At 54.0% G+C, this 13,580-nt stretch carries 11 protein-coding genes; 10 read left to right on the top strand and 1 reads right to left on the bottom strand.

The genetic code is table 11. From position 1 onward, the window contains the following. Positions 1–38: 38 nt before the first annotated feature. Together AC1MDE_RS07010 and AC1MDE_RS07005 are read left to right on the top strand one after the other, a co-directional pair. Positions 39–1,337: an NCS2 family permease gene (locus AC1MDE_RS07010; protein ID WP_211728366.1), complete on the top strand. Its 1,299-nt coding sequence runs from the start codon at positions 39–41 to the stop codon at positions 1,335–1,337. Positions 1,338–1,594: 257 nt separating this feature from the next. After that, positions 1,595–2,218 (top strand): hypothetical protein, encoded by a 624-nt coding sequence (locus AC1MDE_RS07005; protein ID WP_236699727.1) that lies wholly within the window; start codon positions 1,595–1,597, stop codon positions 2,216–2,218. 48 nt (positions 2,219–2,266) lie between these two features. Here AC1MDE_RS07005 and AC1MDE_RS07000 read toward each other — a convergent pair whose 3' ends face one another. Beyond that, positions 2,267–3,715, bottom strand: a complete 1,449-nt coding sequence (locus AC1MDE_RS07000) for an AMP nucleosidase (RefSeq protein WP_058959926.1) — start codon at positions 3,713–3,715, stop codon at positions 2,267–2,269. Between the two features lie 402 nt (positions 3,716–4,117). On the opposite strand from AC1MDE_RS07000, the gene AC1MDE_RS06995 reads away from it, so the two are divergent. The 8 genes from AC1MDE_RS06995 to AC1MDE_RS06960 all read left to right on the top strand — a co-directional run bounded on the left by AC1MDE_RS06995 (position 4,118) and on the right by AC1MDE_RS06960 (position 13,552). Continuing rightward, a complete protein-coding gene (locus AC1MDE_RS06995; RefSeq protein WP_167347104.1) occupies positions 4,118–5,176 on the top strand; it encodes a branched-chain amino acid ABC transporter substrate-binding protein in 1,059 nt (352 codons plus the stop codon). Between the two features lie 80 nt (positions 5,177–5,256). Beyond that, on the top strand, positions 5,257–6,171 hold the full coding sequence (locus AC1MDE_RS06990) for an ABC transporter permease subunit (RefSeq protein WP_479402550.1): 915 nt from the start codon (positions 5,257–5,259) through the stop codon (positions 6,169–6,171). 10 nt (positions 6,172–6,181) lie between these two features. Continuing rightward, entirely contained in the window at positions 6,182–7,465 is a 1,284-nt protein-coding gene (gene livM, locus AC1MDE_RS06985; protein WP_479402551.1) for a high-affinity branched-chain amino acid ABC transporter permease LivM, read from the top strand. Further along, positions 7,458–8,333, top strand: coding sequence for an ATP-binding cassette domain-containing protein (locus tag AC1MDE_RS06980; RefSeq protein WP_479402552.1), 876 nt, complete (start codon positions 7,458–7,460; stop codon positions 8,331–8,333). Before livM ends, AC1MDE_RS06980 begins: the two co-directional genes overlap by 8 nt. Then, positions 8,326–9,075, top strand: a complete 750-nt coding sequence (locus tag AC1MDE_RS06975) for an ABC transporter ATP-binding protein (protein WP_479402553.1) — start codon at positions 8,326–8,328, stop codon at positions 9,073–9,075. Before AC1MDE_RS06980 ends, AC1MDE_RS06975 begins: the two co-directional genes overlap by 8 nt. Positions 9,076–9,196: 121 nt before the next feature. Next, positions 9,197–10,609 (top strand): EmmdR/YeeO family multidrug/toxin efflux MATE transporter, encoded by a 1,413-nt coding sequence (locus AC1MDE_RS06970; RefSeq protein WP_034824533.1) that lies wholly within the window; start codon positions 9,197–9,199, stop codon positions 10,607–10,609. Between the two features lie 135 nt (positions 10,610–10,744). Continuing rightward, positions 10,745–10,912, top strand: coding sequence for a hypothetical protein (locus AC1MDE_RS06965; RefSeq protein WP_167347102.1), 168 nt, complete (start codon positions 10,745–10,747; stop codon positions 10,910–10,912). A 360-nt stretch (positions 10,913–11,272) separates the two neighbouring features. Further along, complete coding sequence (locus AC1MDE_RS06960) at positions 11,273–13,552, top strand: catecholate siderophore receptor Fiu (RefSeq protein WP_480344422.1); 2,280 nt, start codon at positions 11,273–11,275, stop codon at positions 13,550–13,552. The last annotated feature ends 28 nt before the right edge of the window (positions 13,553–13,580 follow it).

Below are 13,580 nucleotides of genomic sequence, written 5' to 3'. Positions count from 1 at the left end.
AGAACGTGCACCCGTGCCGTCTCCGCTCATGAGAGATGATGATGTTAGAAAAACTCTTCAAACTTAAAGCGCACAACACCACCGTGCGCACCGAAATCATTGCGGGTATCACTACCTTCCTGGCCATGGCCTACATTCTGTTTGTTAACCCGAGCATTCTCGGTGCGACCGGCATGGATAAAGGTGCGGTCTTTGTGGCGACCTGCTTAGCGGCGGCAATTGGCTGTGTGCTGATGGGGCTGATCGCCAACTATCCCATCGCGCTGGCACCGGGCATGGGGCTCAATGCTTTCTTCACTTATACCGTTGTGCTGCACATGGGCTACACCTGGCAGATCGCACTCGGCGCGGTGTTCCTGTCAGCGGTGATCTTCTTTGCGCTGTCAATTTTCAAAATTCGTGAGTGGATTATTGCCAGTATTCCACTGCCTCTGCGCGCGGGTATCGCTGCCGGTATCGGCTTGTTCCTGGCACTGATTGCGCTGGAAGGCGCGGGCATTGTGGTGGATAACCCGGCAACACTCGTTGGCCTGGGCGATCTGACCAAACCGGGTCCGCTGCTGGCACTGTTAGGCTTCTTCATCATTGTGGCATTGGAAGCGCGTCGCGTGACCGGCGCAGTGTTGATCGGCATTCTGGTCGTGACCTTTATCTCGATGGGCATTGGTCTGACGCCATTTGGTGGCGTGTTCTCAGCACCCCCTTCTATTGCACCCACCTTTATGCAACTGGATATCGCCGGTGCGTTTAACGTGGGTCTGGTGAGCGTTATCTTCGCCTTCCTGTTTGTGGATGTGTTCGATAACACCGGTACGCTGCTGGGCGTGACCAAGCGTGCGGGTCTGGCGGATGAGCAGGGCAATGTGCCGAAAATGGGCCGTGCGTTAATCGCTGACAGTGCGGCTGCGCTGTTTGGTTCACTGTTGGGTACCTCAACGACCACCAGCTATGTTGAATCGGCTGCGGGTGTCAGTGCTGGTGGTCGTACTGGTTTGACAGCGATTGTCGTCGCTGTGCTTTTCCTGCTGAGCCTGTTCTTCTCGCCGCTGGCGGGTAGCGTCCCGGTTTACGCCACCGCACCGGCATTACTGTTTGTGGCGGTGTTGATGGCCTCTGGTTTGGCCGAAATTGACTGGAAAGACATCACCACGGCTGCGCCAGTGACCGTCACCGCGCTGACCATGCCTTTGACTTACTCCATCGCCAACGGTATCGCCTTCGGTTTCATTACCTGGACCGTGGTAAAACTGCTGAGTGGCCGTACGAAAGAGATCAATGCTGCACTTGTGATTCTCTCGATTCTGTTCGTCATCAAACTGGGCTGGCTGAGCGCTTAAGTTTTGGTTTCCGGAAGCCCGATCGGGCTTCCGTGTTTTCTGTTTCATCCCCACCAATATTTTATGTGCCATCTATCGCAATCCCTCACTGTGACTGCTTTTGTTATTTCTCTGCCAGTTTTAACCTGCGCGACGTATTGATGCCTGCCTGAACTTTTTTGCCGCGAATGGCGGGTTCGTGGAATGTTTAAGCGGCTCGAATCTGTTTCACTACGCTGCAAGGTGAAGAGATAGCCGGGACTCTCTGGAGGTTTGTAATGGAATACGCCATGCGTACTGCCCCGTTTCTTCCACCACTAATCTATGTCGTCAGGAATATCGGAGATTCAAAAATGGAAGAGTTAACTCAACGAGTCGGGTTACTGGAAAAAACTACGCATCAAATTCAACAGGATGTTGCCGTCCTGACCGCGCGATCCGAGAATTTCGCGACCAAGGCCGATATCGGCACGCTGCGTACCGAACTGCTGGGAGAAATGGGACAGTCGGAGAAGCGTACCGATGGTAAGTTCGAAAAGATGGCGCTGCACTTTGACGATAAGCTGGGGGGAATGGCGCTGAGTTTCGACGATAAACTGGGGAAAATGGCGCTGCATTTCGATGATAAATTGGGAAAAATGGCGCTTCACTTTGACGATAAACTGGAAAAGTTAGAAGTGCGCATCGACGATAAGCTGGACAAAATGGAACAACGCATCGATGTGAAGTTTGAACGCATGGATGAAAAATTTGAGAAGAAGTTTGTCAGGATCGATGAGAGGTTTGAAAAGCTCAATGTGAAATTTGAAAAGTTGAATGACCGACTCACCTGGTCCATTATGGTGCCCGCTATTCTGGCTGTGCTGGCCTGGTTTGTGAAAGACCTATTGGTTAAAGTTTGAACTGAAATCCCATGTAACTCCGGCCCCAATGGGACCGGAGTTAAACCTTTACCTGAAAGGGGGTTCATTAAAGGTGCGCAACTTCCTTGAATGCAACTTATCGCCCTCAGCACGCAGCAGTTCTACCGCGCAAATGCCAATCTGCAGGTGCTCAGAAATAGCCCCCTCATAGAAACGATTCGCCTGGCCCGGCAATTTAATCTCGCCGTGCAGTGGCTTATCCGAGACGCACAGTAAGGTGCCGTAAGGTACACGGAAGCGATAGCCTTGCGCGGCAATCGTGGCACTCTCCATATCAACTGCCACCGCGCGACTCAGGTTAAAGCGCAGTGCAGAAGCGGAGTAACGCAACTCCCAGTTACGGTCATCTGTGGTCACTACCGTACCGGTGCGCAGACGCTGTTTCACCTCTTCTCCCGGCATGCCGCTCACGGCTTTGGTGGCGTCATATAGCGCGCGCTGCACTTCAGCAATGCTAGGAATAGGAATGTCCGGCGGCAGCACACTATCCAGTACATGATCGTCACGCAAATATGCATGCGCCAGCACGTAATCACCGATGGTCTGGCTTTCACGCAGGCCGCCGCAGTGACCAATCATCAGCCAGGCGTGTGGGCGAATCACTGCCAGATGATCGCAGATGGTTTTGGCATTGGACGGACCCACACCAATGTTCACAAGGGTGATGCCACGGCGATTCGGTGATGTCAGGTGCCAGGCCGGCATCTGGTGCTTCTTCCAGGCCAGATCAGACATCATTGCCGTGGGATCCTGGGTGTCAGCGGTGATCACCACATCGCCAGCACAGGCAAGGCTGTCATAGGGTGTGGAAGGATCCTGCACCTGCTCAATCGCCCAACGCACAAACTCATCGACATAGCGCGTGTAGTTGGTAAACAGCACAAACGGCTGGAAATGCTCGACGGCTGTGCCGGTGTAGTGGCGTAAACGCGCCAGTGAGAAATCAGTGCGCAGTGCATCGAAGTGTGACAGCGGGAAAATGGCATTCGCATGGAACAGGCCATCTGCGGTTTCATCGCCAATCTGCGACAGTTCGGTGGTAGGGAAATGGCGCGCAATGCTGGCGCTCATCGAGCGATCCAGTGTCAGGCCGTCAATCACGTACGGGTACGGAATCTCCTGCTGTGAAGGCACCACTTCAACCAGGACGTCGTACTCTTTCTCCAGCATCTGTAATTGCTCACTCAGGTAGTGACGCAACAGTGCCGGGCGGGTAATGGTGGTGCTGTAACTGCCGGTGTGGGTAAAACGTCCCCATGCACGAGTGCGGTTTTGCTGTGGGCCTTCACCCAGCCAGGTGATGCGCAGTTCCGGATAAACAAACAGACCTTTCTGTCGCGCATCTTCATCCGGCAGCGTGCCGGTTGTCGTGAAATCGCGAATCGCATTACGCAGTGCTTCCACCGCACTGTCATACAGGCGCTCCAGCTCATCCAGTGCCTGCTGGCTACTCAATCCGTTCCGTTGCGTATTCATAGATTCTCCTTCAGGAAACGTGGACCGATTTGACCAGAGCATAGCGGATAAACACTCCGGCACGATGAATAATCTGTGATCGACCGCATTCTGCACCATCACGGTGCTGGTATGCGGCTTAACTCTGGCTATGTTTATGATTAGCAGGGATGTCACCTCGCGCCTCGTCTGCCCTGGCGCGATGCCACTGCAAAAAGCTGCCACCGACCGTCTTCTTTGGCGAGTTTCTTGCTTGATCCTAAATCGTGGCCCTATCGGCTGCATACAGTGCTGCAAAAGTTTCAGAAATTGATTTCTCCCAGGCCGTGGTATGGCTCCGTTCCTGACCCGTTGAGGATTGAAAGCATGTCTTTGAAATTCATGAAACACCCAGTGAAGGTGGTACTTGCAGGTTGTCTGAGCATGGCATTTTACGCTCAGGCGGATATCAAGATTGGTGTGGCAGGCCCGTTCTCTGGTCCAAATGCGACCTACGGGGCGCAATACTGGAAGGGCGCTAGTCAGGCTGCCGATGATATCAATGCCGCTGGCGGTATTAACGGCGAAAAAATTGTGCTGGTGCAGGGCGATGATGCCTGCGAACCCAAACAAGCAGTATCAGTAGCAAACCGACTCGTCGATCAGGACAAAGTGATGGCGGTGGTGGGTCACTTCTGTTCCTCCTCCACCATGCCCGCGTCAGAGGTGTATGACGAAGCGGGCGTGTTGGCGATCACCCCCGGCTCCACCAACCCGCAAATCACCGAGCGCGGCATGAAAACCATGTTCCGCATGTGTGGCCGTGACGATCAGCAAGGCGCGATTGCGGCGGACTTCATTATTGACAAACTGAAAGCGAAAAAGGTGGCGGTAATCCATGACAAAGACACTTACGGTCAGGGACTGGCCGATGCCACCAAAGCTGCGCTGGAAAAACGTGGCGTGAAAGAGGTGCTGTATGAAGGGCTTTCACGCGGTGAGAAAGACTTCAATGCGCTGGTCACCAAGATTGGCGCGGCGAAACCCGACGTGGTCTATTTCGGTGGTTGTCATCCTGAAGCCGGTCCGCTGGTGCGTCAAATGCGTGAGCAGGGTGTGAATGCCGCCTTCTTCTCCGGAGACTGCATCGTGACGCAAGAGATGGTGACAGCGGCTGGTGGCCCTCAATACACCAAAGGGGTTTATATGACCTTCGGTAATGACCCGCGCACCATTCCGGATGGCAAAGCGGTGATTGAGAAGTTCCGCGCCAGTGGCTTCGAACCGGAAGGTTACACCCTGTACGCTTACGCCTCTGTGCAGGCTATTGCGGCGGCTTACAAAGCGGCGGGTAAAGACAACGCCAAAGCCAGTGACTGGTTAAAAGCCAACAGCGTCGATACCGTAATGGGTAAAAAAGCCTGGGATGGCAAAGGCGATCTGAAAGTCTCGGATTATGTGGTTTATCAGTGGGATGACAAAGGTAAATATCACCAACTGTAATTCGATACGCGGCCCCGCATCGCGGGGCCTTTCGCCATTGGGCGCGAGGTGTGCGCTCCCTTTACGCGCGGGATGGATTTATGGACGCCTTTTTCTTACAGCAGCTGATTAACGGCCTGACGCTGGGCGCGGTGTATGGGTTGATCGCCATCGGTTACACCATGGTTTACGGCATTATCGGCATGATCAACTTCGCGCACGGCGAGGTGTATATGATCTCCGCCTATTTATGCGCGATAGGCTTAGCGTTACTGAGTTTCTTTGGTATTCACTCCTTTCCATTACTGATTTTCGGCACCTTGCTGTTCACCATTATTGTCACTGCGGCTTATGGCTGGGCCATCGAGCGTATTGCTTATCGACCCCTGCGTAACTCCACGCGCCTTGCACCGCTAATTTCCGCCATCGGTATGTCACTGATTCTGCAAAACTACGTGCAACTCAGCCAGGGTCCCAACCAGCAGGGCATTCCGACGCTGCTGACGGGGGTGCTGCGCATGGAAGTGGATGGTGGCATCGTGCAAATCACCTGGACCAAAGTCTTTATTCTGATTGCCGCTTTCTGTGGCATGGCGCTGCTCACCTGGATCATTCAGTACACCAAACTTGGCCGCATCTGCCGGGCCGTTCAGCAGGATCGGCGCATGGCATCCATTCTCGGCATTAACACTGATCGCGTGATTTCGCTGGTGTTTGTCATCGGCGCAGCCATGGCCGGACTGGCGGGCGTGCTGGTGACCATGAACTACGGCACGTTTGATTTTTATGCGGGATTCATCATTGGTATCAAAGCCTTTACGGCGGCAGTACTGGGCGGTATCGGTTCTCTACCCGGTGCCATGCTCGGTGGACTGTTGCTTGGGGTAGCGGAAGCGCAGTTTGCGGGGCTGGTTAACTCTGACTACAAAGATGTGTTCTCGTTTTCGCTGCTGGTAATGATTTTAATCTTCCGTCCGCAGGGACTGCTGGGTCGTCCGCTGGTCGCAAAAGTGTGAGGAAGCCACGATGAATGCAATGACGCAAAAAGCGGGCGTGCGTGAAGCATTGCTCGACACACTGCTGGCGGGAGTGATTGCGCTGGTGGTGTTTGGCCCGATCGTGGGCGTGGTGCTGGAGGGTTACAGCTTCACACTGTCGCCGCAACGTGTGGCGCTGTTAGTGGGATTAGTGATGGCAGGGCGCTTAATGCTCAGCCTGTTCACCCGTACGTCCTATGGACAACGCTTTACACGCAAGTTTGAAGCCAATGATGATGGCGTATATGTCCGCGAACCGGGTTATCGCTCGCGGATGCGCTGGATATTGCCGCTGTTATTGATTGCTGCATTTGCCTTTCCATTTCTATCGAGTAAATACCTGTTAACCGTGGCCATTCTGGGGCTGATTTATGTGCTGCTGGGGCTGGGGCTCAATATTGTGGTGGGGTTGGCCGGATTACTTGATTTGGGTTATGTCGCATTTTATGCCATCGGCGCTTATGGCCTGGCACTGGGCTACGAGTACCTCGGCCTGGGATTCTGGAGTATGTTGCCGATCGCGGCATTAATGGCGGCCTTTGCCGGAGCGCTGCTGGGGTTTCCGGTGTTGCGCATGCATGGTGACTATCTGGCGATTGTGACCCTCGGCTTTGGTGAAATCATCCGTCTGGTCTTAACCAACTGGTTGTCGTTTACCGGTGGACCCAATGGCGTATCGGTGCCTTCCCCGACATTTTTCGGCCTCGAATTTGCTCGCCGGGCGCGGGACGGGGGCGTGCCTTATCACGAGTTTTTGCATCTCGATTACAACCCGAATATGAAATTCATCTTCATCTATGTGGTGCTGGTACTCGTGGTGCTGCTGGTGCTGTTGATCAAGCATCGGTTAACGCGCATGCCCATTGGCCGCGCCTGGGAGGCATTGCGGGAAGATGAAATTGCCTGCCGCGCCATGGGGCTTAATCATGTACTGGTCAAACTCTCCGCCTTTATGTTAGGTGCCTCGACGGCCGGGATTGCCGGGGTGTTTTTCGCCAGCTATCAGGGGTTCGTGAATCCAACTTCCTTTACTTTCTTCGAATCAGCGTTAATCCTGGCGATTGTGGTTCTGGGGGGGATGGGCTCGACACTGGGCGTGGTGCTTGCCGCTTTTGTACTGACAGTCGCGCCTGAACTGCTGCGTAGTTTTGCCGAATATCGTGTGCTGCTGTTTGGCATGCTGATGGTGTTAATGATGATTTGGCGACCACGCGGATTGGTTCGTACTGCACGTGTGGGTGTTCCGCTGCGGAAAGGAGTACGCCATGAGTGATGCCATTCTACAAGTTGATCATTTAATGATGCGCTTCGGCGGCATCAAAGCCCTGAACGATGTCAGCCTTTCTGTGGCGCGCGGTTCGGTTACCTCATTAATCGGCCCTAACGGGGCGGGAAAAACCACGGTGTTCAACTGCCTGACCGGGTTTTATCGCGCCACCGGCGGGCGCATCATACTCAATGCCCAGCAGCGCAGTACCGATGTAATCCAGGTGCTGGGGCAAAAAATTCATCCGCAGGACTGGCTTCATCCGGCGCGGCTGGGTTCGCGCGTGTGGTACAAAATGTTTGGCGGCGCACATCTGGTTAACCGGGCCGGCCTGGCGCGTACTTTCCAGAATATCCGCTTGTTCCGCGAGATGTCGGTGGTGGAGAACCTGCTGGTGGCGCAGCATATGCAGGTGAATCGTCATCTGCTGGCCGGCGTATTGAATACCCGTGGTTATCGCGAAGCGGAAAATCGCGCGTTAGACCGCGCTTTTTACTGGCTGGAAAATGTGGATTTGGTCTCCAGCGCCAATCGACTGGCTGGCACGCTCTCGTATGGTCAGCAGCGCCGACTGGAGATTGCGCGTGCCATGTGCACGCGACCGGAACTGATTTGTCTGGATGAGCCGGCCGCGGGATTAAACCCGGTCGAAACCGATGCGCTGAGTCAGATATTGCATCGCTTACGCGCTGATCACCGTATCAGCGTGTTGTTGATTGAGCACGACATGTCGATGGTCATGCGCATCTCCGATCACATTGTGGTACTGGATCATGGCGATGTCATTGCACAGGGGACGCCTCAGCAAATTCGCCACGATCCCAACGTTATCGCCGCTTATCTCGGCGCAGATGAGGAGAGCGACCATGACTGAACCGATGTTGAGTTTTGAACAGGTGGACGTGTTTTATGGTCCGGTTCAGGCGCTCAGGCAGGTTTCCCTGACGGTGAACCAGGGGGAAACGGTGGCACTGATTGGTGCTAACGGCGCGGGAAAATCTACGCTGCTAATGTCGATTTTTGGCCAGCCGCGCATTGCCAGTGGTGACATTCGCTTACGTGGCGAGTCGATCAGCCATCGCAGCACCCATTTCATCGCCGCCAGCGGCATTGCACAAGCGCCCGAAGGCCGCCGCATTTTTCCCGATATGACAGTGGAGGAGAACCTGCTGATGGGCACGATTGCCGTGGGTGACCGCTTTGTGAAAGAGGATAAAGATCGCATGTACCAACTGTTTCCGCGCCTGCTGGAGCGGCGTAAACAGCGTGCCATGACGCTCTCGGGTGGAGAGCAGCAGATGCTGGCGATTGCGCGGGCGCTGATGAGTCGCCCAAAACTGCTGCTGCTGGACGAACCGAGTCTGGGTCTGGCGCCGATTGTGGTGAAGCAGATTTTCAATATCCTGCGCGAACTTACTCAGCAAGGCATGACGCTGTTTCTGGTGGAGCAGAATGCAAGGCATGCGTTAAGGTTGGCCGATCGCGGTTATGTGATGGTCAACGGCGAGATCAAACTGAGCGGCAGTGGGGAAGAACTCCTAAATAACGATGAGGTGCGCAACGCTTATCTCGGTGGTGCAGCGGATCCTGCGGTGGTGGCGACAAAAAGTTTGTAATAATGATTAAATGGTGATGGGAAACACTTTGCATATTTCTCAGTGGCCTATCATCATTATTACTCTTCCTTCCTCTCCAAAGTGATTTGGTACTCCCTTGCAAAATCCTGGCGTAGCAGTGATGCGGGCGGTCAGAAATACGGCGTGGTATCCGAAACGTCGCTCTTATCGCACGCTGTTGTGGCGTGAAATTACCCCATTAGCCGTGCCCATCTTTATTGAAAACCTCTGTGTGATGCTGATGGGCGTCCTGAGTACTTTCCTCGTGAGCTGGCTGGGGAAAGAGGCGATGGCGGGCGTCGGTCTGGCCGACAGCTTCAACATGGTGATTATCTCCTTCTTTGCGGCGATTGATCTCGGCACCACGGTGGTGGTGGCCTTTAGCCTCGCCAAGCGCAACGGCAAACGCGCGCGCGCAGCTACGCGGCAGTCGCTGGGCTTGATGACGGTGCTGGCATTCGTGCTGGTGATCGTGATTGAGATCTGGGGACATCTGATTATCGATGTTATCGCGGGCAGCGCGGAACCCAAGGTGAAGGAACTGGCGCTGAGCTACCTGCAAACGTCGGCGTGGAGCTATCCAGCCGCGGCGATCGCCCTGATCGGTAGCGGCTCGCTACGCGGAGCGGGAAACACTAAAATTCCGATGCTGATTAATGGCGGCATGAACATCCTTAACATCGTGATCAGTAGCGTACTGATTTATGGTGCGATGGGGTGGGAAGGGATGGGCTTCGTTGGGGCCGGGTTAGGATTAACCATCTCACGCTATATCGGCGCGGCGGCGGCCATTTATGTGCTGTATCGTGGCATTACGCCGGCGTTAAGAATCAGCATCGCCAGCTATTTCCGTCGCTGGGATCGCAACATCCTGATGGAAGTGCTGGGGATCGGGGTGCCGGCCAGTATTGAGTCAGTGCTGTTTAACGGCGGTAAATTGCTGACGCAGATCTTTGTGGCAGGCATGGGCACCAATGAAATCGCCGGTAACTTTATCGCCTTCTCCATTGCCACGTTAATTAACCTTCCGGGCAACGCCCTCGGTTCGGCTTCCACCATCATTACCGGTAAGCGGCTGGGTAAAAATCAGGTGATGCAGGCGGAAAGGCAGATTAAACATGTGTTCTGGCTGGCGATGATTGGGCTGTGCACACTGGCCTTGATCACCGTACCACTGGCGGGCACGCTGGCTAAATTCTACACCCGCGATCCTGAAGTTATTGAAGTCACCAAACATCTCATCTGGCTCAATGCGGCCTTTATGCCAATCTGGACCGCATCCTGGGTGCTGCCTGCTGGTTTGAAAGGCGCGCGCGATGCGCGATACACCATGTATGTGTCGATGTTCAGCATGTGGGGTGCGCGCGTGGTTGCTGGCTACGTGCTGGGGATCATGCTCGGTATGGGCGTGGTCGGGGTGTGGCTGGGCATGTTCCTCGACTGGACAGTGCGCGGTGTGTTCTTCTGGTTCCGTTTGACCAGCGGCAAATGGCTCAATAATTACCGTCGTATGCTGGCGAAGAGCCGGGCATAACGGAGTTGGCCGTCGTAGCAGACGGCGGCCTTCAATATATGCATTAATTGGGATTCCATCGCATATCTAATCGTTTTGGTTATAAAGCTAGTTACGCTTTACTGTCAGGGTCAACTATTACTGGAGAACCTGACGATGAAAACGATACTGTCACTGTGGTTCCATCGCCTGATCAACGCCACATCACAACCCGCTGAAGAGCGTGAGTTCGACCTCAGCAATCATATTGATTTGCTGATTCCGGTTAGCCAGCTTTATGGCATTGAATTCCATCCGTCGGTGTATCGCTACTATGAGCGATGAGCAACTCCATCACACCATGCGCTACAGTTACTGGAATGAACTGTGCGCTCTGCTTAAAAACCCGCTGCCATGTCCAGCGGGTTTTTTGTGCCTGAATTTTGTCCTTTCCTGACCACTTCCTGAGCAAACCCTGACACAACGTTCCTGCTGGTTCTGATTGTATTAATTATGTAAGGCTACCGTAAAGAAATGTATTCCCAAGCCGCTGCGCTCATGCAAGAATAAAAAGGTAAATGATAACCATTGGCGTTATCGTTTAGGTGTTGCATCTCGAGGCAGTGGAGATCATGGCACCTTGAGTGCTTTGGTTTGCTGGATGCAATAAGCCCATCAATAATGATAAGAAAGTTACTTTTTAAAATGGATAACAATCGCAATTTGCCGTTTGGCAGTTTCAATTCACTGACCCTGTTCACCGGGCTATGTATTGGTATTTCTCCTGCTGCTGCTCTGGCCGCAGATAATGCCAACAAAAAATCTGACGACACTTTAGTGGTGACGGCACAAACGCCTTCTCTGTATGCGCCTAATACTTCTGCCGACCCCAAATTTACCCGTCCGCTGGTGGATACCACCCGCACCATGACGGTCATTCCGGATCAGGTGATCAAAGATCAAGGCGTCAATAACCTGACCGATGCGCTGAAAAATGTGCCGGGGGTGGGGGCGTTCTACGCCGGGGAAAATGGCAGTTCTTCGACCGGTGATGCCGTGTATATGCGTGGCATGGATACCTCAAACAGCATTTACGTGGACGGCATTCGTGATATTGGTAGCGTGACACGCGATACCTTTAATACTCAGCAGATTGAAGTGATTAAAGGACCATCGGGCACCGATTACGGTCGCAGTGCGCCGTCAGGTTCGATCAACATGATCAGTAAGCAGCCGCGCCTGGATACAGGCCTGGATGGATCGGTAAGTGTGGGCAGCGCGTGGATGCGCCGCGGTACGCTGGACTATAACCAGGCCATTAACGATAACAGCGCGTTCCGCCTCAATCTTATGGGCGAGAAAACCCACGATGCGGCGCGCGATAATGTGCAAAATGAGCGCTATGGCGTCGCGCCTTCACTGGCTTTCGGCCTGGATACGTCAACGCGTTTGTATCTGAACTATCTGCATGTGCATCAGAACAACACGCCAGATGGCGGCATCCCGACCATTGGTCTGCCGGGATACTCGTCACCGACTGCAGCTACCTCTGCACTTAACCATTCGGGTAAAGTGGCGACCAGTAATTATTACGGCACCGATTCCGATTTCGACAAATCCACCACCGATAGCGGCACCATTCGCTTCGAGCACGATCTCAACGACAGCACCACGATTCGCAACACCACGCGCTGGTCGCGAGTGAAGCAGGAGTATCTGCTGACTGCGGTGATGGGCAGCACTATCACCACGCCAAATCCGAATGATGTAGACACCTGGACCTGGACGCGCAACGCAAACCTGAAGGATGTCAGTAACCGCATTCTCACCAACCAGACCAATATCACCTCGAAATTCTATACCGGTTCAGTGGGTCACGATGTCAGTGCTGGCGTGGAATTCACACGTGAAAACCAGACCAACTACGGCGTCAATGCCATCACTGCACCTGCGGTGAATATCTATCATCCGATTAGCAGCATTTCCGTGGGTGGGCTGGATCGCAACGGCGCCAATGCCAACGGTCAGACCGATACCACCGGAATCTATGCCTTCGATACGCTGGCTGTGACCAAAAACTTCGAGCTGAACGGCGGCATTCGTCTTGATAGCTATCACACTGATTATGACAGTGCTACGGCGTGTGGCGGCAGCGGGCGCGGTGCGCTGGCGTGTCCAACGGGCATCGCACGTGGCACGCCGCTCACCACCGTTGATACGGCCAAGTCTGGCAATCTGGTGAACTGGAAAGCGGGTGCGCTCTATCGTTTGACCGAGCAGGGCAATGTTTACGTCAACTATGCTATTTCTCAGCAGCCTCCAGGCGGCAGCAGCTTTGCGCTGGCGGCAGGTGGCGCCGGCAATAGTGCTAACCGCACTGATTTCAAACCGCAAAAAGCCAAATCAAGCGAAGTGGGAACCAAGTGGCAGGTGCTGGATAAACGCTTGCTGTTGAATGCTGCACTGTTCCGTACCGATATCGAGAATGAAGTGGACGCCAACGACGACGGCACTTATTCGCAAACCGGTAAAAAACGCGTTGAGGGCTATGAGCTTTCAGCTACCGGCAACATCACCCCAGACTGGGAAGTGATTGCCGGTTACACCCAGCAGCACGCTTCGGTGAAAGAGGGCGCAGCCGTCGCTCAGGATGGTTCATCTGCTATTGCTTATACACCGAAACACGCCTTCACCTTATGGACGCAATATCAGGCCACTGATGCGATTTCTGTTGGTGCGGGGGCGCGTTACGTGGGCAGTCTGCGTCGCGGCAGCGATGGCGCGGTAGGCACGCCAGACCATACTGAAGGCTATTGGGTGGCAGATGCGAAACTGGGCTATAAGGTTAATAACAACCTCGATCTGCAGCTGAACGCTTACAATATTTTCGATACCAACTATGTTGCTTCCATCAATAAGAGTGGTTACCGCTACCATCCGGGTGAACCGCGTACCTTCCTGTTGACGGCAAACGTCCATTTCTAAGATTCAACGTGGGGCGTTCGCGCCCCTA

It is taken from the genome of Pantoea folii, assembly GCF_056678875.1.
This window is presented reverse-complemented; position numbering and strand designations above follow the sequence as displayed.

Coding starts and splice junctions, on each gene's coding strand:
- AC1MDE_RS07010 (WP_211728366.1), top strand. CDS start 39: ATGATGTTAGAAAAACTCTTCAAACTTAAAGCGCACAACACCACCGTG.
- AC1MDE_RS07005 (WP_236699727.1), top strand. CDS start 1,595: ATGGAATACGCCATGCGTACTGCCCCGTTTCTTCCACCACTAATCTAT.
- AC1MDE_RS07000 (WP_058959926.1), bottom strand. CDS start 3,715: ATGAATACGCAACGGAACGGATTGAGTAGCCAGCAGGCACTGGATGAG.
- AC1MDE_RS06995 (WP_167347104.1), top strand. CDS start 4,118: ATGGCATTTTACGCTCAGGCGGATATCAAGATTGGTGTGGCAGGCCCG.
- AC1MDE_RS06990 (WP_479402550.1), top strand. CDS start 5,257: ATGGACGCCTTTTTCTTACAGCAGCTGATTAACGGCCTGACGCTGGGC.
- livM (WP_479402551.1), top strand. CDS start 6,182: ATGAATGCAATGACGCAAAAAGCGGGCGTGCGTGAAGCATTGCTCGAC.
- AC1MDE_RS06980 (WP_479402552.1), top strand. CDS start 7,458: ATGAGTGATGCCATTCTACAAGTTGATCATTTAATGATGCGCTTCGGC.
- AC1MDE_RS06975 (WP_479402553.1), top strand. CDS start 8,326: ATGACTGAACCGATGTTGAGTTTTGAACAGGTGGACGTGTTTTATGGT.
- AC1MDE_RS06970 (WP_034824533.1), top strand. CDS start 9,197: ATGCGGGCGGTCAGAAATACGGCGTGGTATCCGAAACGTCGCTCTTAT.
- AC1MDE_RS06965 (WP_167347102.1), top strand. CDS start 10,745: ATGAAAACGATACTGTCACTGTGGTTCCATCGCCTGATCAACGCCACA.
- AC1MDE_RS06960 (WP_480344422.1), top strand. CDS start 11,273: ATGGATAACAATCGCAATTTGCCGTTTGGCAGTTTCAATTCACTGACC.